At 33.0% G+C, this 26,531-nt stretch carries 23 protein-coding genes; all 23 read right to left on the bottom strand.

The genetic code is table 11. The annotated features are described in order from the left end of the window. Nucleotides 1-78 precede the first annotated feature (78 nt). Nucleotides 79-1,377 carry an ABC transporter substrate-binding protein gene (locus M2651_RS13645; RefSeq protein WP_252132891.1) on the bottom strand — a complete coding sequence of 433 codons (1,299 nt, stop codon included), beginning with the start codon at nt 1,375-1,377 and terminating at the stop codon, nt 79-81. Between the two features lie 12 nt (nt 1,378-1,389). Next, on the bottom strand, nt 1,390-2,136 hold the full coding sequence (gene larB, locus M2651_RS13640) for a nickel pincer cofactor biosynthesis protein LarB (RefSeq protein ID WP_252132890.1): 747 nt from the start codon (nt 2,134-2,136) through the stop codon (nt 1,390-1,392). A gap of 32 nt (nt 2,137-2,168) precedes the next feature. Further along, nucleotides 2,169-3,533: a nickel pincer cofactor biosynthesis protein LarC gene (larC, locus tag M2651_RS13635; RefSeq protein ID WP_252132889.1), complete on the bottom strand. Its 1,365-nt coding sequence runs from the start codon at nt 3,531-3,533 to the stop codon at nt 2,169-2,171. Continuing rightward, nucleotides 3,530-4,399, bottom strand: coding sequence for a DMT family transporter (locus M2651_RS13630; protein WP_252132888.1), 870 nt, complete (start codon nt 4,397-4,399; stop codon nt 3,530-3,532). Before M2651_RS13630 ends, larC begins: the two co-directional genes overlap by 4 nt. A gap of 168 nt (nt 4,400-4,567) precedes the next feature. Further along, complete coding sequence (locus tag M2651_RS13625) at nt 4,568-5,413, bottom strand: L-ribulose-5-phosphate 3-epimerase (protein WP_252132887.1); 846 nt, start codon at nt 5,411-5,413, stop codon at nt 4,568-4,570. 12 nt (nt 5,414-5,425) lie between these two features. After that, nucleotides 5,426-6,118 (bottom strand): L-ribulose-5-phosphate 4-epimerase, encoded by a 693-nt coding sequence (gene araD, locus M2651_RS13620; protein WP_252132886.1) that lies wholly within the window; start codon nt 6,116-6,118, stop codon nt 5,426-5,428. Nucleotides 6,119-6,242: 124 nt separating this feature from the next. Next, nucleotides 6,243-7,271 carry a hypothetical protein gene (locus M2651_RS13615; protein WP_252132885.1) on the bottom strand — a complete coding sequence of 343 codons (1,029 nt, stop codon included), beginning with the start codon at nt 7,269-7,271 and terminating at the stop codon, nt 6,243-6,245. 90 nt (nt 7,272-7,361) lie between these two features. Beyond that, nucleotides 7,362-8,426: an L-ascorbate 6-phosphate lactonase gene (gene ulaG / locus M2651_RS13610; protein WP_252132884.1), complete on the bottom strand. Its 1,065-nt coding sequence runs from the start codon at nt 8,424-8,426 to the stop codon at nt 7,362-7,364. A 241-nt stretch (nt 8,427-8,667) separates the two neighbouring features. Then, nucleotides 8,668-8,961, bottom strand: coding sequence for a PTS sugar transporter subunit IIB (locus M2651_RS13605; RefSeq protein WP_252132883.1), 294 nt, complete (start codon nt 8,959-8,961; stop codon nt 8,668-8,670). A gap of 33 nt (nt 8,962-8,994) precedes the next feature. Beyond that, the gene (ulaA, locus tag M2651_RS13600; protein ID WP_252132882.1) at nt 8,995-10,446 is read right to left on the bottom strand and encodes a PTS ascorbate transporter subunit IIC; all 1,452 of its coding nucleotides are present in this window, start codon (nt 10,444-10,446) and stop codon (nt 8,995-8,997) included. A gap of 100 nt (nt 10,447-10,546) precedes the next feature. After that, nucleotides 10,547-10,996: a PTS sugar transporter subunit IIA gene (locus tag M2651_RS13595; protein WP_252132881.1), complete on the bottom strand. Its 450-nt coding sequence runs from the start codon at nt 10,994-10,996 to the stop codon at nt 10,547-10,549. Between the two features lie 150 nt (nt 10,997-11,146). Continuing rightward, nucleotides 11,147-12,124, bottom strand: a complete 978-nt coding sequence (locus M2651_RS13590) for a sugar-binding transcriptional regulator (RefSeq protein WP_252132880.1) — start codon at nt 12,122-12,124, stop codon at nt 11,147-11,149. 200 nt (nt 12,125-12,324) lie between these two features. Then, on the bottom strand, nt 12,325-14,424 hold the full coding sequence (locus tag M2651_RS13585) for a sodium-translocating pyrophosphatase (protein WP_252132879.1): 2,100 nt from the start codon (nt 14,422-14,424) through the stop codon (nt 12,325-12,327). 242 nt (nt 14,425-14,666) lie between these two features. Then, nucleotides 14,667-15,923, bottom strand: a complete 1,257-nt coding sequence (locus M2651_RS13580; RefSeq protein WP_252132878.1) for a zinc-binding dehydrogenase — start codon at nt 15,921-15,923, stop codon at nt 14,667-14,669. A gap of 18 nt (nt 15,924-15,941) precedes the next feature. Continuing rightward, on the bottom strand, nt 15,942-16,898 hold the full coding sequence (gene pfkB / locus M2651_RS13575) for a 1-phosphofructokinase (RefSeq protein ID WP_252132877.1): 957 nt from the start codon (nt 16,896-16,898) through the stop codon (nt 15,942-15,944). Continuing rightward, nucleotides 16,876-17,436, bottom strand: coding sequence for a PTS mannitol transporter subunit IIA (locus M2651_RS13570; RefSeq protein ID WP_252132876.1), 561 nt, complete (start codon nt 17,434-17,436; stop codon nt 16,876-16,878). The genes pfkB and M2651_RS13570 overlap by 23 nt, the downstream gene beginning before the upstream one ends. A 9-nt stretch (nt 17,437-17,445) precedes the next feature. Next, a complete protein-coding gene (locus M2651_RS13565; RefSeq protein WP_252132875.1) occupies nt 17,446-19,518 on the bottom strand; it encodes a BglG family transcription antiterminator in 2,073 nt (690 codons plus the stop codon). 70 nt (nt 19,519-19,588) lie between these two features. Next, complete coding sequence (locus tag M2651_RS13560) at nt 19,589-20,983, bottom strand: PTS mannitol transporter subunit IIBC (RefSeq protein WP_286208009.1); 1,395 nt, start codon at nt 20,981-20,983, stop codon at nt 19,589-19,591. 311 nt (nt 20,984-21,294) lie between these two features. Continuing rightward, complete coding sequence (locus M2651_RS13555) at nt 21,295-21,636, bottom strand: P-II family nitrogen regulator (protein WP_252132874.1); 342 nt, start codon at nt 21,634-21,636, stop codon at nt 21,295-21,297. A gap of 20 nt (nt 21,637-21,656) precedes the next feature. After that, complete coding sequence (locus M2651_RS13550) at nt 21,657-23,024, bottom strand: ammonium transporter (RefSeq protein ID WP_252132873.1); 1,368 nt, start codon at nt 23,022-23,024, stop codon at nt 21,657-21,659. Nucleotides 23,025-23,489: 465 nt separating this feature from the next. Next, entirely contained in the window at nt 23,490-24,557 is a 1,068-nt protein-coding gene (locus M2651_RS13545) for a mannose-1-phosphate guanylyltransferase (protein WP_252132872.1), read from the bottom strand. A 109-nt stretch (nt 24,558-24,666) separates the two neighbouring features. Further along, nucleotides 24,667-25,293: a bifunctional 2-keto-4-hydroxyglutarate aldolase/2-keto-3-deoxy-6-phosphogluconate aldolase gene (locus M2651_RS13540; RefSeq protein WP_252132871.1), complete on the bottom strand. Its 627-nt coding sequence runs from the start codon at nt 25,291-25,293 to the stop codon at nt 24,667-24,669. A gap of 232 nt (nt 25,294-25,525) precedes the next feature. After that, on the bottom strand, nt 25,526-26,374 hold the full coding sequence (locus M2651_RS13535; protein ID WP_252132870.1) for a MurR/RpiR family transcriptional regulator: 849 nt from the start codon (nt 26,372-26,374) through the stop codon (nt 25,526-25,528). Nucleotides 26,375-26,531: the final 157 nt, after the last annotated feature.

Raw genomic sequence — 26,531 nt, 5'->3', positions numbered from 1 at the left:
TGTGCACATTAATTTCTATTGAACCGCCGTGTACCGAACGGTACGCACGGTGGTGTGAGAGGACGCTGAATAAAATAATTATTCAGCTCCTACTCGATTTACTGACAAGTTTATACTTGTTTCAGCTGATTTTTGAAGTTCATCTATAATAGTTACAGCGTCTTGTCCCTGTAAAACTATTTTTGCTACAGCCTCTTGAACAGATTGTTTTACTTTACTGAAATGTTTAGTATAAATTACAGCATAAATATCCTCTGCCAATTCTGAATATAATCTCCATAGTTTTTGTCCTTGGAAATACTCCTCTTCTTTTCCAAACCACTTTTCATCATAATATTTGATGTAAGATGGAATCATTCCTAATTCCTTAATAAGTTCAGTAATATTATCTTTATCTTCTGTTGTAAACTTAGAAAATTCTATAGCCGCTTTTTTATTTTGGCTGGAATTAAGCAATAACACGTTATCTCCACCTAAAGATACTGCCTGGTTTCCTCCTTCTTCAAAAGCTGGTATCTTCATCACTTGAAGCTTTCCTTTAAGTTCCGGTATTTCCTTTATAAATGAATTTACTCCCTCTGGAGTTAAAACAGCTGCAGCTACTGTTCCATTTTTAATTAGATTAATATAATCCTTTGTAGATTTTACTTCTTGAACAATACCTGATTCATAGATTTTTTTTAAAATACCAAGAGTTCTTTGAGTTTTAGGGCTATTAAGTACAGGTTTTCCATCTTTTTCAAAATAAGATTGTCCAAGCTGGTTTAAAAGCATCCTGTAAGTATTTTCAATATCTGCAGGTAAAGCAATCATTTTCTTACCGCTTGATTTTAAAACATTTTGCCCTGCTGTAATAAAATCCTCATAAGTCTTTATATACTCCGCATTTATTCCTAAACTATTTAAAACATCAACTCTGTAAATCATTACTGCTGTCTTAGAATTTAAAGGAATTCCATACAATTTATTTTCAAAACTTAAATTGTTAATTTTATACTCTAGATAATCACCTTTTTTAATATAATCACCTACATCTTCAAGGCTGTCTTTGAATCTATTTATAATAAACTGAATTTCTTCATCTTCTGCAATTACTATATCCGGCAAATCTGACTTTAAAGATAAGGATAAACTTAATTTTTCTTTAAGTTCGGTTTTTCCTACCTCAATGATATCTATATCAACATCGGTATGGAGCTTCTTAAAATTTTCAGCACTTAACTTTAAAATATTAATACTATCCCTATTCGTCCAAAGCGTAATTTTGCCTGCTATTTCATCCTTAGGTTTATTATCTGCTGTATTGGCATTTTGACATCCTGTTATAAAGACTATTATAACAGTAAGTATAATTGATATTATTTTTCTAAAGTTCATTTAAGTCCCCTCTTATAACTTATTTATCATACTAGCCAAATACCCTGCTCCAAAACCATTATCTATATTGACTACACTAACCCCGCTGGCACAGCTGTTTAGCATGCATAAAAGAGCTGACAATCCTCCGAAATTAGCTCCATAGCCTACACTTGTTGGTACTGCTATTACAGGTTTATCAACTAAGCCTCCTACTACACTGGCAAGAGCACCTTCCATACCTGCAATTACTACTACCACTCTTGCTCCACGAATTAAATCAAGCCTATTGAATAATCTATGTATCCCAGCTACTCCTACATCAAATATTCTTTCTACTTTGTTTCCAAGTACTTCAGCTGTAACAGCCGCTTCTTCAGCTACTGGTATATCAGAAGTTCCTGCTGTAACAACTGCTATATAAGTATCAGGTACTGGAACATCTTTCTTTTTTATTGTTATAGTTTTTGCAAGTTTATTGTACTCTGCTTCTAAACATATTTCTTTTATCGCAGCATACATCTCTTCTGTTGCTCTTGTTGCAAGTATATTGTTATTTTTTGTAAGCATAAACTCAACTATACTCTTAACCTGTTCTACAGTTTTTCCTGCACAGTATATCACTTCCGGGTATCCAACTCTAATTTCTCTGTGGTTATCTATTTTAGCAAAACCAAGTTCTTTAAAGGGTAAATCCTTTAACTTTTTTACCCCTTCCTCAATGCTTGATTTGCCTTCTTTTATATCTTCTAAAAGTTTTTGAAGTTCTCTTTCGTCCACAGTATCACCACCCTTCTATTTCTTTATGAAAATTATTTATTTAAATTTCTATAAACTTCTTCATATACAATATTCATAGGTATATTATTATCTATTGCTATCCTTTTGCAATCATCGTATTCCGGCTTGCACTTTATCTTTTCTCCGTTTAAATAAGAGCTCTTTATATTAATTTCTCCGTACTTTGTTTTTATAGTGCTGAATTCTCTTTTAAGCATTGATTTTTCAACTCTGTATTTCCTAACTCCTAAGGTAGTAGTTTCTAGAAGCAAAATCTCTGCAAGCTTTTTTTCTACACTTTCACTGCATAAAACGCTTAATTTAATTCCTGGTCTGCCTTTTTTCATAATTATTGGTGTCATAAAAGCATCCATAGCTCCTTCCTTAAAAAGCCTCTCCATAACGTAGTCATAAAGCTCCGGATTCATATCATCTATATTACACTCAAGAATAAGAGCTTCTTCAAAAGTATCACTGCTTTTTTCTGCTGCAGCTTCTAAATAAGCAGACTTTCCTAAAGCTTCTCCTAAATATACCCTTAAAACATTAGGAATATCAGTATCCCTTTGTCCTATTCCATAGGCTATTTTTTTTATTGTAAATTCTTTTTTATCCGTAAACTCATCAACTATAGCCGATAGTATAGCAGCTCCTGTTGGAGTTGTAGTTTCAAAAGGAACTGCACCAAATTTTACAGGAATTCCTTTTAAAATTTCCGCTGTAGCTGGAGCAGGAACAGGAAACATTCCATGAGCACATTTAACAAAACCTCCTCCAAGCTCTACAGAGCTTGCCATTACCTTATCAACCTTTAAATAATCTAAACATACAGCAGCTCCTATAATATCAACTATAGAATCTAGTGCTCCTACCTCATGAAAGTGAACTTCCATTAAGGACTTGCCATGAATTTTAGCTTCTGCTTCTGCTACCTTCATAAATATTTTCTTGCTCAAAAGTTTTACTCTTTCGCTTAAAGCGCTGTTATCAATTATTTTTTCAATATCCCCTAAGTTTCTATGTTGATGCACACTTTCTCCATGGCTATGTACATGCTCTCCATGACTATTATGGTCATGTATGTTATTATGATTATGACTGTGCTCATGAGGGTAATGGTGATGGTTATGGTTATGCACGTGGTCATATTCATGGTAATGACTATGTTCCTGTTCGTTATGATGATGGTGGACTTCTTCACTTTTTAATATCACCTTTACTTTAGTTCCTGTAATTCCTTTTCTATTATCAATACTTACATCTATATTATAACCGGAAAGCTTTAGTTTAGATAATTCACCTATAAGATAATCCTTATCCACCCCTAAATCTATCATAGCTCCTAGATTCATGTCTCCGCTTATTCCTGAAAAACAATCATAATATAATATTCTCATGCTGTTATTTTCTCCCCTCTATTTATCTTTAAGTTTATAACTATCATTCCTGCAAATATTAAGAAACATCCCCAGAAAATTCTGCCAGTTAATTTATCTCCAATAAATACTGAAAATATGGCACTAAAAACTGGCTCTGCTAAAAATATAATGGCAGTGTGAGTTGGAGTTGTATAGGCCTGAGCCACATTCTGAAGCCCATAAGCAAAAATAGTACAAAATAAAGCTGTAAACAAAATTGCTGAAACTGCAAATACATTTAAATCCATTTTAAACCCTTCAATTGTAAGTGCAGGAAGAAAAGACATCACCCCTACAGTTAAAAGTTCTATAATAGTTAAAAAAGCAGCATCCATATCCTTTGAATACTTATCAACTAAAATTATCTGTACTGCAAAGGCTACCGCACTTAGTAAAGTCAAAAAATCTCCTCTATTTAAACCTAAGCTTCTATTTAAAGACATAAGTGATAAACCTGACAAAGAAAATACTACACCAAGGTTTGTTTTAAAATCAGGAAATTTCTTATATAAAATTGCTAAAAACACTGGTACAAGTATAACATTTAGACCTGTTATAAATCCTGACTTACTGGATGTAGTATATATAAGTCCTACTGCCTGCAGCATACTTCCAGCTCCTAGAGCCAAACCTACCAAAACTCCTGCTTTTATTACTTTTTTGTTAAAGTTTTTTAACTTTTTAAAAAATATCAATGCTAATATAATAGCTGCTAGAGTATATCTTATTGCAATGAAAGAATATGGCGGTACACTTTTAAGTGCTACACTCATTACAGGAAAACTTGCTCCCCACACTACTGTAACTAAAATTAAACTTAAATCTGCCTTAAGTTGTTTTGTCATCTATATTCTCCTTTAATTTATAATGTCTTATATATTTTACCAAACCTTATTATTTTGGTAAACATTATTAAAATATTTTTATTTAGTATTTATTTTTAGGTAATATATTAAAGGAGGTATTTCTTTTCGAAATACCTCCTTAATATAGACTTTATAATATTTTACAATCTAACCTAAAGCTTTTGCAAATTTTTCATCCATAAAAATTTTAGCATTTTTAATTACATCTTTCCAATCTTCATTTCCTGTATACCAAAACTCTGCTGTAAACTTTCTCACGCCAAGTTCCCATGATTTTTTAATTATTTCTTCAAAATTAACATGACCAGTACCAAAAGCAATTTCTCTAAATTTCCCCGGTGCTGTTTCCTTTAAATGAACTGCAGCAATATGTCCTTTTCCTTTTGCAAAATCTTCTACAGCAGAAGTACCTTTTTCCAAAGTTGCATTAGTTACATTTCCACAGTCTGGATAAATTTGCAGATAAGGTGAATCAACTAACTTAACAAATTCCATAGCCTTTTCAACAGTATTCATAAACTCCGTTTCCATTGTTTCAAAAGCAAGAATTACTCCTTTACTTGCAGCCATTTCTACAGCTTTTCTTAAATTCTGTTCAAAGTACTTTCTTGTTTTTTCATTACCTGTCTCGTAATAAACATCATATCCAGCTAGTTGAATTATTTTAATACCTAAATCATCTGCTAATTCAATAGCTCTTCTCATGATATCCATTCCTTTATTTCTAATTTCTTCATTCTCACTTCCTAATGGATATTTTCTATGTCCGCTAAGACACATAGTTCTTATTTCAACGCCACACTTAAACATCAGTTCAACTATAGCTTTTCTATCACCTTTAGACATATATAATCTAGATAATTTTTCATCAGTTTCATCTATGCTTATTTCAACAGTATCAAAGCCGCATTCTTTTGCACAATTTAATTTTTCTTCCCAAGTCAAATAGTCCGGCATAGATTTTTCATATAATCCTAAAGTATACTGTTTCATAAAGTCACCTCTTTACCCTTGTCCATAATAAGCATTTGGCCCATGTTTTCTTTTAAAATGTTTTTCAATTAATTCTTGCGGCATTTGTTTTACAGTATGATTACTTAATAATTCTGTGTTCAATGCCATCATTGCCACTTCTTCAAGCACTACTGCATTATGAACAGCATCTAATGCATCTTTTCCCCATGCAAAAGGTCCATGATTTTTAACTAAAACTGCTGGGACATGGGTTGGATTTAAATACTTAAATGTTTCTGCAATAACCACACCTGTATTATATTCGTAATTAGAATTTATTTCTTCTTTAGTCATATCTCTTGTGCAGGGTATATTGTTATAAAAATAGTCTGCATGAGTTGTACCATACGGAATAATACTCTTGCCAGCCTGTGCAAATATTGTTGCATACCTTGAATGAGTATGCACAATTCCTCCAATCTCATAAAAATCATTATATAATTTTATGTGAGTGGGGGTATCCGATGATGGTTTATATTTTCCTTCTACTACATTTCCATATAAATCTACTACAACCATATCTTCTGGTTTCATAACCTCATATTCCACTCCAGATGGCTTAATTACAAAAAGTCCCTTTTCCCTGTCTATAGCTGAAACATTTCCCCATGTAAAAGTTACTAAATTATATTTTGGCAAAAGCATATTTGCCTTATAAACTTTTTTCTTTAATTCTTCTAACATTTAAGCCCCTCCTTTTTTAACTAAGTTTAACTTTTAAATTAGAGTCAGCCTTAGGATAAATCAAATTTTTTATAAATTTTAAGCATGGGTTTTAAAAACCATGCTTAAAATCACAATATATAAATTACTCTTTTGTCACTATATATAACGCCGCTTCGTTCTTTGTATGATTAGCTGACACAATTAAATCACAATCTTTCAAATTGATAACTTCTACATTAGCTGGACCGGCACCATTTTCAATAATTGTTTCCTGACACTTTCCATCAACCCATTGAATATAGAATAACTCAGAGTTTATACGTCTTACCCCTCCAACAAAACTTGGTACACCACAAAGGGTTGTTCCCGTTAAAGTATGAGCAAAATCAACTTGGTGAGGATAAGTATAAATTTCAGTGTACTTTCCATCAATAAGCTTATAAATTTTCATTGAATTTCCATGAAATGGTTCTATAGTCATCAATTCATCTTGACCATCGCTATCTAAATCACACCAGGCAACTTCTCCAATTTCTCCCTCCATTAAGTGAACAATTTCCCATTCACCATTTTTATTAGGAATTACCTCGAATACTCCCTGATCACACCCAAAAGTACCACGAACCTTACCATCCACAATATGTCGGGTATACCCGTGATTTCTATATAAACCTTCTTTCAGAACTTTAAGTTCTAATCCATCAGTTAATACTTCTGGTAATTTAGCATAATATATAGTTCCTGGGTGACTCCAATCATCTTTTGAAGCTTTTAGATCAGCTATAGTAGCCCCAATAAAATAGAGGTCTCCATCAACGTCCCACACATCAAAACGATGTAAATAAGGCAATTTAATTACTGTTTCTATAACCCACTTGCCATCTACCAAATGTCCCCAGACTAAGCGAGCACTACTTGGGCTCTCCTTTAAATAGAAATCGCGAACAGCCAAAAACTCATTATTTCGATTTGGAATAGGGATAATTGACATACATCCTCCGCCATTATCCCAAACTGTATGACGGCAATTAAAATCTTTACCGCTATATGCATAACAAGGGTATCCTTTTTCTTCAGAAGCTACCAGTAAATTAAGTTCACCATTTACATACATTGAACTAGCAGCATATGCTCGATACATTTCATCTAGGTGTTTTTTTTCAATTTTCATACTATTTTTTCACCTCAGCTTACATCAACTTGTTTCTGCTAAAATGCAATCATCAAATAAGCGCTTTTCATATTTTTTGAAGAAAATTATTTACAGTAATGATTTAAATGGTAAATCCGGCTCTATTGCAAAAGCATCATGGAATCCTCTGTCATGATGATATTCCATTTTATCCTTATCATTAGGATATATAAACTTACCGCCTACTTCCCAGATAAATGGTTTAAATTTATATTGAAGTCTATTTTTTCTCATATTCCATAAAACCAATATTTCATTTGTATCGGCCATGAAGTTTGTCCATATATCATGGTGGAAAGGAATAACAACTTTCGCATTTAAACATTCTGCCATTCTTAATATATCTATAGATGTCATTTTATCTGTCATTCCTCTTGGATTCTCACCATAGGATCCAAGTGCAACATCTATTTGATAGTCATTTCCATGCTTAGCATAATAATTAGAGTAATGTGAATCACCGCTATGATACAAGTTACCACCTGGTGTTTTAAAAAGATAATTAACAGCCAGTCTGTCCATATCCTGAGGCATCTTGTCCTTTAATATTACACCTTTAGGTGCTGTAACCAACTCAGTACGGTCAAAAGAATCTAGTGCAACGATTTCAACATCTTTAATTTTTACAACATCTCCAGGTTTTACAACGATACAGCGCTCACTTGGAACACCCCATTTTACCCAAAGATCAACACATGCCTGCGGTCCAATAAATTTAACTTCAGAAGAGCAGTTTTGCATAACAGCTGCAGCTACATTTGGATCAATGTGGTCACTATGATCATGAGTTGCTAAAATAGCATCCACTTCCTTTATTTTAAATGGATCAATAACACATACTGAATTTCTTAAATTTGGCTGCATTGCTACACATCCAATCATTCTCTGATGTTGATGCTGTGAAGCCATTAAAGGATTTTTTCTTGTCTTTTTCCCAGTATTTACCCATAAGTCTACACACAAATTTGCATTACCTTCTGACTTAAGCCATATACCTGTACAGCCTAACCACCACATAGCAAAAGTACCTGGTGCTACAACCTCCTGCTCTATTTCTTCGTTAAGCCATGTTCCCCACTCTGGAAACGTATTAAGAATCCAAGACTCCCTTGTAATTTCATCAATTTTACTCATTTACTCCATCCTCCTTTTAATTGCTTTATATAATGTAAAACTCAACATATTTTTATTTTTTCATAAGCATCAAACTAGTTTTATCTTTACATTTATATAATAACATTTACATAATAAAAAGTCGACATTTTCTCATATTATGCACAAATGTTCACAAAGTTCTATACTAAAAAATAATTTATAAAAAAATAATGGATTTATTGAAACTTAAATAATTTCAATAAATCCATTAAAATAATTATTATTTCTTATTAACAATATTCTCAATTATTTTTTGTTCAATTTCTTGTTCAGATAAAAGGTTTTTAAGTCCTATTACTATAGTTCCACTACTAGCAGCATTGCTAAAATTATTTTTAAGAGCTTCAGAGCAAAATACAACATCATAATTTGAAGCTTGATTTTTTGCTTCCCCAACACTACTGTGATGAATGTGAACAGGTATATTTAACTTCTTAAATATTTTCTCTATCTTCATTTTTATTATTTGGCTTGAACCCATGCCATTTCCGCAAGCTGCGATAACTTTTAGCATATTTTTACCTCCAAATTAATTTTATTTTATTTATTATTGTCCTATAGATGAAATATATTCTTCGTAATTCTCAGCTATTGTAAAGTAATGTTTCTTGTTTTTAAGATACTGTAGCTGTGGAATAGCGAGCAATAGCAGAATCACAACAGCAACACCTATATATTGTCCGTGTTTCATAACAACTCCGATAACTGGCCATAAAGTATCCCAGTCAAAGTTTCCATGCCATCCACCATATTGTGCAGTTTGGAAGAAGTGTGCTGCAAAAGCTCCTCCTAAAACCTGAATAATACCTGATACAAATGGAATAATCATTGCTGCTCTTAAGCCACCTTTTTTATTGGCAAAAACTGCGAAGGTTGCATTATCGAAAAATACTGGTACGAATCCAGTAATTATTAGAACAGGACTCTTGAATACTATAAGACCAATAATCATTAAAAATTGTCCTAATGCTCCAAATAAAAATCCAATTGTAACAGCATTTGCATGACCAAAACCATAGGTAGCAGCACAATCAACTGCTGGTACTGAACCTGGAAGTAATCTGTTAGAAATACCTTGGAATGATTCTGTAAGTTCTGCAACGAACATTCTAACACCAAGCTGTAATATGCTTAAATATACAGCAAAATTTAAAGATTTTTCGAATATATAGAATATAAAGTTTTGATTTTTAGCAAATCCTGTATCTATCTTGTGTAGAAGATCTGCCCCTAGTATGCCCATAATAACTCCGAAAAACACAAGCATTAATGTACCGGTTGCAACTATATTATCATTAAATATTGAAAGGAATCCGGGAAGTTTCAAATTTTCTATTGATTCATCTTTCTTGCCAATCTTACCCGCAATCTTATCAGTTAGCCATATACCAATCATCTGCTGATGACCAACTGCAAACCCACCGCCTTCGGTAAGATTCTGACAAGCTTCAACAGTAAGATTAGATGCTACAGCCCAATAAGTACCTAGTAAAAGACCTAGCATTATTACTACACGAGAATTTTGAAGATGTGGAAAACTAAAGAAAACTAACCATAATGCAGTTGAAGATTGCTGTACCATTATATGTCCTGTTATAAATACTGTACGAATCTTTGTCCATTTACGAAGCAGAACTAATATTAAATTAAAAATAAATGCTATTAAAAGAACAACCATCATCATTGTAAATGATTTTCCAGCTTTTTCAATTGCAGTTTGAGCTGCTGTTTGTCCAAAATACGGATCTATAACTGCTGCTGTTAAATTGAAACGATCCTTTAATCCAGCAAGTATTGGACGGAAGTTATTAACTAATCCTGCAGAAGCAACATTAAGAATTAAATAACCAACAGTTGCCTTTACAAACCCCGCAAAAGCATCATGTAGAGGACGCTTTAAAAGAAGATAACCTAAAAGAACTATAAATCCAACAAAAAACGCAGGTTTTGTAAGGATATTTATCTGGAAAAACTCCCAAACCGACATAACAATATTCATAAATTTACCTCCTCATTTATATAGGATATTTTATAATTTTATTATAATTAATAATAATTATTCAATTTTTGTGATTGATTTATACTTTCTGTAAAAAAATTTAAGATATAACATAATTATTTATATCATCCACTAATGCCTTTACATCAGTACAACTACGTATATAATCAATTTTGCCATCCTCTGAAAGATAAGAACTTAACGTTTGCAGTAGACCAATATGATTTTCGTCATCTGTAGCCGCAAGAGTTAAAACTATATCTACAGGGTCATTTTCACTATTGAACTCAATTGGTTTAGTTAGAGTAAGTAAACTTACACCGGTATTTAAAACGCTTACATCAGGCCTAGCATGACTTAAAGCTAACCCAGGTGCAATAACAATATAAGGACCAAATTCTTCAACACTTTTAATAGCTAACTGTATATAATCTTTTGTAATAAAACCAGAGTCAACTAGAAGTTGTCCAGATTTTTTCATCGCATCAATCCAATCGCTAGCATCAACATGTAATTTAACATTTTTCTCCATTAAAACATTTTCATTCATGGGTATTCCTCCTTTCATTTATTTTTTAACTATAATTCCTTGATGATTTCATCATATCAAGTTCCGCTATTAAAGTCAACATTTGTTTCATTATTGCACATTTGTTCAATAAGTCTATAAAAATCTTCTACATAAAGTTATTTTACCCTTTTAAATTTCTTTATCAAGCTCTAGAATTTTCAATGCTGCAGTATCATCAATTATTAAAGTTTTTACATATCCTCCTCTTATCGCTCCTAATATAGGCTTAGCTTTATCCATTCCACCTGCTATGCAGACTACATTAGGTACTTTTGGAAAGTCAGAAAGCTCTATGCCTATAATATTTGCATTAGACTCTATGTCCACTTCATTTCCATTTATATCATAAAAGTGTCCTCCAATTCGGCCAACAGCACCACTTGACTGGAGCTTATACTGTGTGTAGCTGTTTATATATCCACGCCAGTCAGGATTAGATATAGTTACATCTATGGTTCCAACGCTTGTAAGTATAATATCTGACTTTTTTGCAAGTGCAATTGTATCAGCTATATACGGATCTTTTATAAGTTTTTCTTTTATTTCTTTATCTTCTACAAATAGCGGTGCATAAAGATAGTGATATTTTCCACCGTAAGCTCTAGCAAACTGCTTTGCCAGATCTATTGCATCAATTTCAGGCTTATCTTTTGAAGCAGCCCCCATAATTTGTACTACTGTAATAGGTATATTTTTACTAGATTTAATACTTTGAACAGTATGGTAGATAGTATTACCCCAGGACATTCCAACAATATTATTTTTCTCAATTATCCCATCTATATAATAAGCTGCGAATTCACCAAGTTTTTGCATCATTGCATCATTTGTGCATCCCTTAGTATTAAGAATTTTTACATCTTTTAGTTTATATTTTTTTAGAAATTCCTGTTCTACTTCAAGCAGTCTTTCCCAAGGCTCCCTAATTATTATTTCTACAACTTTCTTTTCCCTGGCTTCTTTTAATAATCTTGAAATTTTAGAACGGGATGTAAATAAACGGTCAGCTATTTCAGATTGTGTTAACTGATGCTCATAATATAAGTTAGCTACACTAGCTAATAAATTTATTTTTTCATTCTCATTTAAATTTTCATAGTCTTTCATGTTGAAATCCTCCTCATTAGAGATTTTTTGCTTTGATTGAACATATTCTCATTTTTAAATTATAATCTTTTCTGATAACTTTTACAACTGTATATTTTTACAACTATTTATTATAAAATAAAAAAATATAGTTACTTTTTCAGTATATAAATAAAAGCGGCTAATCGCCGCTTTTATTTATATACTGAAATATATACTTTTTAAAATAATGACATATTAAGTATAAATGCTCCAAATACTATAGACACCATAGAAAGAAGCTTTATTAAAATATTAATTGCTGGCCCTGAAGTATCCTTAAATGGATCTCCTACTGTGTCACCAACAACTGCAGCTTTATGCGGATCTGAACCTTTTCCGCCATAGTTTCCAGCTTCTATATGCTTTTTAGCGTTATCCCAGGCTCCCCCGGAGTTTGCCATCATTACTGCTAGTACAAAACCTGTAACTGTTGCACCTGCAAGCATTCCAGCAACACCATTTACGCCGGTTAATAAACCTACTACTATAGGCACTATTATTGCAAGGAAAGCTGGAGCAATCATCTCTTTTTGTGCTGCCTTAGTGCATATGTCTACACAAGATGCATAATCAGCTTCTTCCTCACCAGTCATAATTCCTTTAATCTCTCTAAATTGTCTTCTTACCTCCAGAACAATTTTCTGTGCTGCTCTTCCAACTGCCTGCATTGTTAATGCAGCAAATACAAACGGAATCATGCCTCCTACAAAGAGACCTATCAATACTGGTGGATTGATCAGATTAAGATTAAATGCAAAATCTATATTCTCTTTTTTTGCTATAAGCTCAATTTCATCCTTATAAGCTGCTATTAAAGCAAGTGCTGTTAATGCTGCTGAACCGATAGCAAAACCCTTTCCTGTTGCCGCAGTAGTATTTCCTAGTGAATCTAAAGCATCAGTACGTTCACGCACTTCAGCAGGAAGTCCTGACATTTCAGCAATCCCCCCTGCATTGTCTGCAACTGGTCCATAGGCATCAGTTGCTAAAGTTATTCCAAGCGTACTTAACATTCCTACAGCTGATATACCAACTCCATATAGCCCTAAATTAAAGTTAGTTGCTCCACCTGACAAATAAAAGCTTGCCATTACCGCTATACATACTATGACAACTGGTACTGCAGTAGACATCATACCTAAAGATAATCCTCCAATTATAATTGTTGCAGGACCAGTAGTAGAAGTAGCTGCTAAATTTTGGGTTGGTCTATAGGTATCTGATGTAAAATATTCTGTAAAGAAACCAATGAGAATGCCCGCCAGCAAACCGCTTAATATAGCAAAATAAACACCTATATGCTTACTTCCAAGTACGCTGTTAACAATAAAATAAGATAATACCGCAATTATACCTGCACTTACATATACACCTCTTCTAAGTGCTTTTAAAAGTACACTCTGCTCAGCTTTCTCTCCAGATTTAACAAAGAAGGTTCCAATTATTGAGCCAAAAACTCCTACTGCAGCCATTGTCATTGGAATTGTTACTCCCTTTATTCCAAGCCCTGCAGCAACTCCTAGAGCACTTGTGGAAACAATAGAACCTACATAGGATTCATAAAGATCTGCTCCCATACCTGCAACGTCCCCTACGTTATCGCCAACGTTATCAGCAATAACTGCAGGATTTCTTGGATCGTCCTCTGGAATTCCAGCCTCAACCTTTCCTACAAGGTCAGCACCAACATCTGCAGCTTTTGTAAAAATTCCACCACCTACACGGGCAAATAGTGCCATAGAGCTTGCACCCATTCCAAAGGTAAGCATGGCACTAGTAATGTTTTGTATCTTTTCCACCTCTGGCAGCGCTCTGTAAAACCAGTTTAAAAAGTAAAACCACATACTAATATCAAAAAGTCCAAGTCCTACAACAGTAAGTCCCATAACTGCACCGCTTGAAAAGGCAACCCTTAATCCCTTGTTCAAACTTTTTGAAGCTGCATTAGCAGTTCTGACATTTGAATAGGTAGCAATCTTCATTCCTATAAAGCCTGATAATCCTGAGAAAAATCCTCCTGTTAAAAATGCAAAAGGAACAAAAGGTGTTAAAAACTTTAAAAAAGCCAAAATAGATAATACTAAAAACATAACTCCAAAAAAAATTCCCACGCCGGTATATTGTCTTTTCAGGTAGGCATTAGCACCGCTTCTTATTGCCGAGGCAATTTTTTTCATTTTTTCGCTGCCTTCTTCTTCTTTTAATACCTTATAGCCAAGATACCCAGCAAAAATAAGTGCAACACATGAACCTATTGGAGCCAGCAATAGTAACCCCATAAAATCCCCTCCTATAATTTGTTAATATTCCCACAACTATATTATATTACTAATAAATACAAATAGAAATAGCATTTAAACATTTTATGGGAGTCACATCCAAAAATCTTAATGAAGCGACTCCCATTTATTGTTATTTTCATTTTAATTTAGATATTACAGACATACTGTTATTATGAACACCCATATTAATAAAAGGGTAAGATAAAAGTATCAACACACTTTTACCTTACCCTTTTATTTTATTTCCAATTTTCTAAAAGATATTTCTCAGCTTCAGCACACCATAAACCTTTATTTCTTCCTACTATTTCAGCAAGCTTAGCAAAACGTGCATCTGTCTCTCCTTTTTTTTCAAAATCTTCAATAGCAGTAAGTTCCATGTTTATATGAGTATAAATCAATTTCTTACCGCCAGGAATGTTTGGCAGATTAAGTGTTGACTCAGCAACGCAGTCAAGACCTCCAATATGTGTTACCATAACTGCTGGATTAATCTTTTTCTGCTCAGTAAGCTTTAAGGATTCTATAAGGTCATCAGTATTTCCGCCAGTTGTTCCCATTATATGAGTTGATGCATAATGCACATTGTAATAGTTTATTGTGCCTGAGAAATTAGTATCTGTTGGACCTGCAAAAAAGTTCAGACATCCATCTCTTCCTAATATTTTATCTGCCTGCTCTACAACTGCTTTTACTGGTGCAAAAGCAAATACATCATCAAAACCTGTTCCCCCGGTTAATTCTATTAAATAAGCTTCTGGATTTTCTATATTTTTTGTATTAACAAATACTAACTCAACTCCGCATTGTTTAGCTTCATCTTTGCTAAATATCTGCTCTGCCCTTTCAAGTCTTCTGTCATCTACATCAGTAACTACTAATAATCCTGGTCTTCTATCGCAGTGAAGTGCATAATCTATTGCACCAAGTCCCATTGGACCTGCTCCAGCAAGTATAGCAAGCTTTCCTCCCTCTTTTATACCCATATGATGAACATATTTTCCCATTTCAGTGTGATAATTTGCATGAAAAGCTCCTATTATGCAGGACATCGGCTCAGCTAAGGACGCCTCATAATATGCATCACCTTCATAATTTAAAAGGCAGCCTAATTCCATAACTTCTTGAGGTATTATAGCATAAGTTGCATCTCCTCCAAAGTACATATAAGAGTAACCTGGTGATGCCATACTGCCCTTATAGTTAAGAGCTGGCTGCTGAGCAAATTTAGTACCTGGTTTAAATTGATGTTGCCATTTTTTACCTACCTTCACTATGTTTCCCGCAAACTCATGTCCAATTATAATAGGATTTTCATGAACATCCTTTGGTACTCTTTTATGGTTTTCTCCAAGTATTGAACACTTATAGGTTGACATACAAATGCTATCAGATACAATTTCTACTAATATTTCATCATCTTTTATTTCAGGAAGTTCAAACTCCTCTAATCTTAAATCACTTGCTCCATATAATCTTACTGCCTTAGTTTTCATAATTTCTACCACCTTTTCTTAGTTTTTAATATATCTAAATTTAACTTTTTTCTCTAGTTCTAAAATATCTTTAAGATCTGCTGGCTCAGTTCCAGAGGTCATGACATTTGCAGCACTTACTGCTGTTGACAGTATAACTGTTTTTTCTAAGGAATACTCTCTTTCAATACTTAAGGCTAAAGCTGCCACCATAGAATCCCCTGCCCCTACAGTGCTTTTAACAGGTACTTTAAGTCCTTCAGCATGAACTACAGTCTGCTTGTCTATAAACAAACCTCCATCTCCTCCCAGAGATACAACTACTTTTTCAACACCATACTTAAAGAAATTTTCTGCAGCCTTTACAATTGCATCTATACTCTCAAGTTTTTCATTGCAAAGCCTCTCCAGTTCATGTATGTTTGGCTTAACTAAATATGGACCAGCTTTTAACCCTTCTTTTAACAGCTCTCCATCAGCATCTAATATGGTTTTCGCTCCTATCTCCTTAGCTTTTTTTGTCCAAACTGCATAAATATCTTTCGGAACACCTGCAGGTATACTTCCTGATAAAATTATCACTGTATCCTTATCTACTGATTTAAATATTCTTTCCTCAACCTTAGCAAGATCCTCCGAAGATACTATATTGCCCGGCTCATTTATATCCGTATTACTGTGATTTAAACTATCAATCACTTTAAGATTTGTTCTTGTTTCACCAGGGGTAAATACAAATTCATTTTCTATGTTAAGAGAATTTAGATAGTCTTTTATAAATTCTCCGTTTCTACCTGAAAGAATTCCAAAGGCTATGCTCTCCCCTCCAAGACTTTTTATAACCTTTGACACATTTATTCCCTTACCGCCAGCATCTAACCTAACGGAAGATATTCTATTAACACTTCCAATTTTAAAATCCTTAATCTCTACGGTTTTATCTACTGCTGGATTTAATGTTACTGTTACTAGTTTAGCCTGTTGTGAAAGTTTCATAAATATAATTCACATCCTTTGTTGTTTTAAGTTTCTCTACTATATTCTCATCCTCACTAATTACGGTAGCGATATTTGAAAGAATATTAATATGCTCATCGCCTACTCCTGCAATACCAATAACAAGATAGGCTTTTTCTTCACCAAATTCTACACCTTCTGGAAACTGGAGCACTACAATACCTGATTTTTTAATGTATTTTTTTGCATTTCCTACTCCATGTGGAATAGCAACCCCGTTTCCCATATAAGTACTTAAGTCATCTTCCCTTTCAATCATAGCCTGAATATAGCTTTCATCAACACAGCCACTTTCAACCAAAAGCTTTCCTGCCATTTTTATAGCCTCGTATTTATCTACTGAAGTCAAATTAAGCTTAATATTGCTTAATGATAACACTTTATAATCTTTACTTTCTTTATGCTCATCAGCTATTCCTGAAGCAATTATTTTATCCTCCTGCTTCTCTTTTTTACTGCTTAAACCTGAAAAAAATTTAAAACCCATGCTAAAAATCATCTCCTCTATAGTCTTCATTTATTGCACTCAATTAAGCTTCATCTTATAAAATTCATCAAGAAAATTATTTAGTCTTAAATATACATCTTTTTCAGTACCCTCATTCAAATCAATAATAAAATCAGGCTCTTCTACTAACTTTGTACTTATAAATCCCATAATTTCCATCTGCATTTTATTGCAATTTTCTGGTGCCAGCATTACAATAGCAAGTTTTATTTGCTCCTTTTCATCTTCTGCATTAAGAACAAATAAATTATTTTTTATTCTAACTGCACCAAAAATCAGTCCATTTACTCCTGAAGTTTTGCAATGAAGCAGCATTGCATTCAAACCTGTTAAAATTGTGCTTCCAATTTCTTCTCTTGCTTTAAGGCTTTTTTCTATTTGATCTGCACTGTTTTTTTCATCTCCAAGTCTTAAACTGACTTCTCTTATAAGCTCTTCAATATTGTTAAATTCCTGATAATCATAAATAAAAACATTATCTAAAATTTGAAGTATTCCTTCTGTATATATGCTAAGCCTTAAAAGCTTATCCTTTAAATCGATTGAGTCTTTCTGAATTTTAAAGCTTGCTGCTGGTTTATCCTTAAGTTGCTTCACTAAATTATCTACAAGCTCCTTATCCTTTTTAAAAAACAAAGGATTTACAATTACTACAGGCAAGTTTGCTGCCTCAATTGGTACAGTAGAAATAATAAAATCTATTCCTTTATCCTTTAACATATCTTCATTTATATTCAGCGAGGATATAACATCTATAACCTGAATATTTTCATATTCTTTTTCAATTTTTGCAGCTAGAAGTCCTGAGGTTCCTATGCCTGTAGCACAAGCAATTGCAACTTTATAGGCCCTCTTTTTTGATTTTTTCTTTTCAAGAGCTGCACCCAAATGCATAGCAATGTATGCTATTTCTGAATCTGGCATTTTAATGCCAATCTGTCTTTCAACTGGTACAACACATTTTTCAGCCAGCTTAAAAAGCTCTGGGTAATGCTCCATTATTTCTTTAAGCAAAGGATTTCTAATATCCATTTTCATCTTCAGCCTGTTTATTGCTGGTCCTAAATGATTAATAAGCCATGCTATTGATTGTTCATTATGTTCAAGAAAGCTTCCCGTTTCGATTTCTGCTATTTTAATCATTTCCTTTGCTAAAGTTTCCAGCTCGTAGCTTTTATTTCTGCTTTCAAATCCCTTTGAACCTCTTAAATGCATTGTTATATATCCAATTTCATCCTCTGGAATTTCTATATTAAACTCCTTTGATATTTTCATAGATAAACCTTTAGCAGCTTTAAATTCAGCATACTTCTTAAGTTCCTGTAAATACAGCTTATCCATACTAATTTTCTCATTCTTTTTTATTCTTTCTATAGCAAGAGCTAAGTGAACAAGCAGCCCCACATAAGCATTATCTGCCAGTCTATAATTAAGATTTTCTTCTACTTCAAATATCAAAGACTCTAATTTTCTAATTGTATCTTTATCTATAAGATTTAATAGTCTTTCTCTTGTATCTAAATGCATAGATAAGTTTTCTCTAATTAAATCTAAAAGTTCAACTTCATTTATATTCTCATAGATTAAATTAACTATGGCTTTTCTAAATTCCTCTTCCTGTCCATTAATGTATACTCCAACTCCCGGCTTTCTAACGAGCTTTAAATTATAAGCCTGAAGCCACTGTTCAACTTTGTCCAAATCATGACTTACTGTTCCTTCAGTAACATTAAGAGTCTTAGTAAAAGTAAAAAGCTTTATTGGCTCCTTTTCCTTAAGAAGCTCACCGAGAATAATAACCTGCCTTTCCTTTGATGAATAATTTTTTATTTGACTCCCTTCTTCTAAGCTTTCTAAAATCCTCTTTCTATTTTCACTGCTTCCATTTAGCTTTATTCCCATTCCTGATTTTTTATCTAAACTTAGGTCATAAGTCTTAAGCAAACCTTCTATATCTCCAAGCTCTCTTAAAACCGTCCTAGAGCTTATGCCTAATTTTTCAGCTATACTTGAAATAGTAATATAACTATACTCGCTGCAAATTATTTTTATTATTTCCTTCTGCCTTAAAGTAACCTTAATTTTATTCATATCCACCACCTTACTTTTAAAACAGGTGGCAGCGGTGTGATATCCGCTGCTCTCCTGATAAATTATTGTATTATGATAATCTTTTAACTAATTCATCATATTCCGGACTGTTCATGAAATTCTTTATAGATATATGCTCTGCATTTGGAGCTTTTCTTCTTGCTCTATCTGTTAAGCTTTCATGAGTTATAACAATTTCTGAATCAGCAGGAACCTCATCTACTGCACAGTGAACTACTTCTATATTTAGTCCAGCCTTCTTAAGCTTATTTCTTAGTGTAGTAGCCCCCATAGCACTAGAGCCCATTCCAGCATCGCAGGCAAATATTATTCTGCTTATATTTTTCTTAGTTGATACATTCTTTAATTCCTTAACCTTATCCTTAGCCTCAGCTAATTCTGAATCATCCATTTTATCTGCATTCTTCTTAACGAAGTAAGCTGCAACTAGGAAGGATACTACTGTTGATACAACAACACCAGCTAATACTGCAAAATAGCTTCCTTTTGGAGTCATTGTCATAAGTGCAATAATACTTCCTGGTGATGGTGTAGCAACAAGTCCTGCTCCTAATATGCTGAAAGTAAATACTCCGCTTGCTCCTCCAGCTATTACTGCAAGCAATAATACTGGATTCATAAGAACATATGGGAAGTATATTTCATGTATTCCACCTAAGAAGTGGATTATAATAGCACCTGGTGCTGATTGTTTTATCATTCCCTTTGCAAACATCCAGTATGCAAGAAGTATTCCAAGTCCTGGTCCTGGATTTGTTTCAATAAGGAAGAATATTGACTTTCCAAATTCTTTAGCTTCCTGAATTCCTATTGGTCCTAAAACTCCATGGTTAATAGCATTGTTTAAGAAAAGAATCTTTCCTGGTTCAACGAATATTGAAGCTAATGGTAGTAATCCCGCATTTACTATACTTTCAACTCCAGCCTTTAAAACATTGTTTAATGCTTGAACAACTGGTCCTATTCCTAAGTAAGCAATAAGAGTTAGAACTGCACCGATAATTCCCGCTGAAAAATTATTTACTAACATCTCAAAACCAGCTGGTACTTTTCCTTCTATAGCTTGGTCAAATTTCTTTATAACAAAACCTGCAAGAGGTCCCATAACCATTGCTCCTAAGAACATTGGCACTGAAGCACCAACTACAACACCCATAGTAGCTATAGCTCCAAGTACTCCTCCTCTTACTCCGCCAACCATTTTACCGCCAGTATAACCTATTAGTAATGGAAGAAGATAAGTTATCATAGGTCCAACTAATTTTGCTAAATTTTCATTTGGTTTCCATCCAGTAGGAATAAATAATGCCGTAATTAATCCCCAAGCTATGAATGCACCGATATTTGGCATTACCATACCGCTTAGGAAACGTCCAAATCTTTGAATATATTCTTGAGTCTTGCCTTTTGTGTTACCAAGTGAGTTACTTTGTAGATTTGACATTTAACTTTCCTCCTATAAATTATTTAGTAGTATATTGAACAGGTTTTCTGCAGAATTCCTTTCCCTTACCCTGATTTCATTATATATAACGAAACGTTTACATTCAAGGCAAAGATACATGACTTTAGTCTACAGTGATTAGTGACAAAATTAAATAATATAATTAATACTTAAATTATCTCCTCAACATAAGAAGACTATACTTTGAAACAAAGTATAGTCTTCTTATGTTAATTTGCATATTAAAAAAGAATTATAGCATTTTTACTGAATATCTTATTCTTTGTATATAAACAGAACTATCACCCTTTTTATATTGCATCATCGTCTTCTTCACCAGTTCTGATTCTAGTAACACTTTCAACATTATAAACAAATATTTTTCCGTCTCCAATTTCATTTTCACGAGCATTTTCTATTATAATTTTTTTCACTGTCTCTAAATCTTTATCTTTAACAACTAAGTCTATCATAACTTTTGGAAGTAAATCTACTTGATACTTTTCCCCACGCCAAGCCTGTATAATACCCTTTTGATTTCCATGCCCCATAATTTCGCTAATCATTATTCCTCCTGAACATCCAGCTTCATTCAATGCTTCGCGAATATCATTTAATTTTTCTGGTCGAATAACTGCTTTAATATGCTTCATGTTATCATTACCTTCCTTTTTTATATTTGAGCCTTTTTATAATTATTTTTTTCTATTGAAACAGCATGTATATCGTCTACTAAATGAATATAAGAAGTCTTGTGAATTACAAACTCTGGATAAGCCTGATTTCCATGTTCTCCAATATCCAACCCTTCAATTTCCTCTTTAATAGATACACGAATTCCAATAGTATTTTTAATAACTATCCAAGTAATTGCTGATGTAACTAAAACAAAAGCTCCTACACTCACTACTCCCAAGGCTTGAACTCCTAATAATTTAAAACCGCCGCCATAAAATAAACCATTCATTGTATCAACACCTGTCATTCCGTCTTTTGCAAACAAACCGATTGAAAGTGTTCCAAAAACTCCATTTGCAAGGTGTACAGCTAAAGCACCTACTGGATCATCTAACTTCATTTTGTCAAATTTAATAACTCCAAAAACTACAATTACTCCTGAAATCGCACCGATTAAATAGGAAACTGGTATTGTTACATATGCACAAGCTGGAGTTATAGCTACTAAACCTGCAAGCAGACCATTAATAGACATTCCTATATCTGGCTTTCCTGTTACTTTCCATGTTACTGCAGTAGCAACCAGCATTGCCATAATACCTGCACCATTAGTAGCTATAAGAATATGAGATATTGAACCAGGATTTAAAGCCATTGTTGAACCAGGATTAAATCCAAACCATCCAAGCCATAAAACAAAAGCACCAATAGTTGCAAGAGCTATATTGTGACCTGGTATAGCATTGATTTTTCCATCCTTAGTATATTTGCCTACTCTAGGCCCTAAAATTATTACACCAGTTAATGCAGCCCAACCGCCTATAGAGTGAACTACAGTACCACCAGCAAAGTCTAAGAAACCGAGTTTAGAAAGCCATCCTCCACCCCATATCCAGTGTCCAACAACTGGGTAAATTAATAATGTCAAAATAAATGAGAAAACAATAAATGAAACGTACTTAATTCTTTCTGCTACAGCTCCAGAAACAATAGTTGCTGCTGTACCGCAGAATACTAGTTGAAAGAAAAACTTAGCCCAAAATGGAACTCCAGCCCATGCTATTGAAGAATATACACCTTTATATGCATCTCCTACTGCCGGTGAGTTATCTGCTCCGCTTGCAAATAATAAACCTTGTAAACCTACAAATCCATTTCCATCACCAAACATTAATCCCCAGCCTAAGAGATAAAATCCTAAGGATGATATTGCAAATACTATAAAGTTTTTTGATAGTATATTAACAGTATTCTTTGAACGTGCAAATCCGCTTTCTACAGCTGCAAAACCCAGATTCATAAAAAATACAAGCATTCCGCACAATAGAACCCATAATGTATCTAATAAAACTTGATTATCCATTTAAATACCCTCTTTCTCTTTTTAAATAAATTTTTTTATTTCCGCTCCTCTTTAGTCCTGACCACATTAAAATATAAAATGATAAATGCAAACATCAATATTCAAGAGCTTCTAATTCATATACCATTCCTCCTTTTATTTATGAAATATTAGTTAAATTTAATTTCATTTTTCTTATATTTTTATTATAGAGGAAACTGATAAATAGAGTTATTTTTATATTTTTTTATAAATATTTTTTAAAATTTATCAATAATACTCATCAAAATTAAATAACTATCAAAAAACAAGTAATTTAGCAACGTTTACTTAACAATATAAATAGACAACTTAAAAATACATATGTTAGAATATTGAAATATTGAAGTTTTTATTATTCAAAAGTGGAATTTAGAAACAATTTACTACTAAAATAAAAAATGATGAAGTCTAACTTAAATAACAGTTAAGTTAGACTCCATCATTTTATAAAAATTTCTTTATTGTATCCTCTTTCCTAATTTCATTAACAAGATGTTTAACTTCCTGCTCCTTATTTTTATCCATAACAAGTATCACATCACCAGCATCAACTATAACCAAATCCTTTATTCCAAAGCCTATAATAAGCCTCTTGTCTCCAAATACATAACAATTCTCACTCTGCTCCATAAATGTATTACCAGACACATTGTTTCCCCTGTAATTACCTAAAAATCTGCCAAGCGCTGCAAAGCTGCCAATATCATCCCATACAAATTCACATTTTATAACATAACCTTTTCTAGTCTTCTGCATAATTCCAAAATCAACAGATATTCCATCTATGAGATTATACTGCTCTTTTATTACTTCATGTTCAGCTTCTTCTCCTATATGCTGATAGATAGTCATTAAGTTTTTATACATTTTAGGCAGATATTTCTCCATTTCTCTTAGAAAAACATCGGCTCTCCATACAAACATACCGCTATTCCAAAGGTAAGTACCCTTTAATAGAAAATCTTTTGCTACTTCAATATTGGGTTTTTCAGTAAATCTTTCCACCTTATAGGATGCTATATCTCCGCTTATCCTTGCTCCCATCTCAATATATCCATAGCCTGTTTCAGGCCTTGTAGGAGTTACCCCTATTGTAATAAGACCTCTTCTTCTCTCTGCAATTTCAACAGCTTGAACTAAAGTGTCTATAAATATTTTTTCTCCTTCAATATAGTGGTCAGACGGGAGAACTACCATTGCAGCATCTTTGTCCTTTTTTAAAAGTTTAACTGCCGAAAGACCTATACAAGTTGCAGTTTCTTTATTGGCAGGTTCTACAAAAATATTATCTTTGTTTATTTCTGGAAGTTCCTCGTAAACCTTGTCTAAATATTCTTCATTAGTAACTACATAAATGTTTTCTTTACTAATTAAAGGTTTAATTCTATCTACTGTATTTCTTAAAAAACTTTTATCATTTATTACCTTCAAAAACTGTTTTGGATTTTTTTCCCTGGATAATGGATATAATCTTATTCCTTTCCCTCCTGCTAATATCAATGCATATAACAAAGATATTCACTCCAGATAGTGCTTTGATTTTATAATATGAAACTAATACTGTATATGTGAAACTTATATAGAGAAAAAATAAAAGCTTTTATTTAAACATATATTAAAACTACTTTCTTGCTTCTCTTACCTTTTCAACAAATTGTCTTGCAGTTTCAGTTATCTGTTCACTTGTTCCCTTTGATAAGTTGCCGCCAACCCCTACTGCTATGCAGCCATTTTTTATCCATTGACCTACATTGTCCAAATCAACACCACCAGTTGGCATTATAACTGCTTGAGGAAGAGGTCCTTTTACTGCTGCTACAAAGGATGGTCCAAAAGCACTTCCTGGGAATAGTTTTATAACATCTGTTCCTGCTTCCATTGCTCTTACCATTTCTGTAAGTGTCATGCAGCCTGCTGCGTATGGAATTTGGTATCTGTTACATAGCTTAGCTGTTTCTAAGTCAAAGCATGGACTAACAACATATTTTGCTCCTGCTAGAATAGCTACTCTTGCAGTCTCGCTGTCTAAAACCGTTCCTGCACCAACTAATAATTTGTCCCCGAATTCTTCTGATAATGCTTCAATAACTTTGTGAGCCCCTGGTACTGTAAAAGCTATTTCTATAGAATCTATTCCTCCAGCCATACATGCAAGAGCAATTCTTTTAGCTTCTTCGCTATTATTGGCTCTTACAACTGCAACTACTCCTACCTCTTCAATTCTGCGTAAAACTTCATACTTTCTCATATTACTCCTCCTAATTTATTATTAAAATTTTTGAAGCTGTTTTAATGTAAATTTTTTTCAAGTTATTCTTAATAAACGTTTTAATAATTTATTTTAGAAAATTTTTTTCATGTTTATATATTACTATATATATTTTAATAGTCAAGCCTATTATATGTTTAAAATGCAAATTAAAAAAATTATTATTTAAACAAAAATAAAAACACATACCGTTAAGCATGTGTTACACTTTTTAATATTTCTTTTTCGCAATTGCACTTCTTACTTTATCTAATCTCTTAAAATATTCATCCTTATTCTTAAGACAAACTCCTACAAATAAACAATCTATAAGTGCCAGTGCACTTATTCTAGAATCCATAGCCTCTGTTTTAAATTTTGATTCTCTTCCGAAAGAAACAAGAACTACATCAGAAACCTTTGCAATCGGCGCTTTGCCGTTAGAAGTTATAGAAATAATTTTCGCACCGTTTTCCTTTGCTGTAATTAAATTTTCTATTAACTCTTTATTACTTCCTGTATGAGAAATAGCAATCACACAGTCTTTGTCCTCAAGTATTGCAGCAATCATTGCTTGAAAGTGAGTATCAGCCTGAAATTCACATCTTTTATTTGTCTTTATAAATTTATTATAAGCATCAAGAGCTAATGCAGCAGATCCTGCCATACCAAAAAAAGCAATTTTTTCAGACTTGTTTAAAAGTTCTACTGCCTTATCAATAGTTTCTCCACTATTTAGTTTCATTGTTTGATTTAAAGAATAAATATTAGAATTGACTATCTTTTGTAAGGTAATGAAAGAATTATCTTCCTCTTTTATTTCTTCATGTATATTTTTAATAGGAGAAACTACCTCGCTTGCAATCTTAATCTTTAATTCCTGATACCCCTTATATCCTAGTTTTTTACACAGCCTGAAAATAGTAGCTTCTCCACTTTTGCAGGCTTCAGCAAGCTCAGTAATAGATCTATGAATAATATCCTGAGGATTTTGAAGAATATATTCTGCCACTCTTTTTTCTGCATCTTTAAGTTCTGAATAAATTTCTCTTATCTTTTGTAGGCAACTTATCTGTTCCATATTTTCTCCTCTTAATTCTTAAATGAAATAATAATAAATAATATTATTATAACATAATTTTGAATCGAGTAGGAGCTGAATAATTATTTTATTCAGCGTCCTCTCACACCACCGTGCGTACCGTTCGGTACACGGCGGTTCAATAGAAATTAATGTG

Origin of the sequence: Clostridium caldaquaticum (assembly GCF_023806125.1) — a bacterium.
Taxonomy (GTDB): domain Bacteria; phylum Bacillota; class Clostridia; order Clostridiales; family Clostridiaceae; genus Clostridium_AT; species Clostridium_AT caldaquaticum.
Note: the sequence above shows the minus strand (reverse complement) of the source record. Positions and strands in the feature narration are given on the sequence as shown.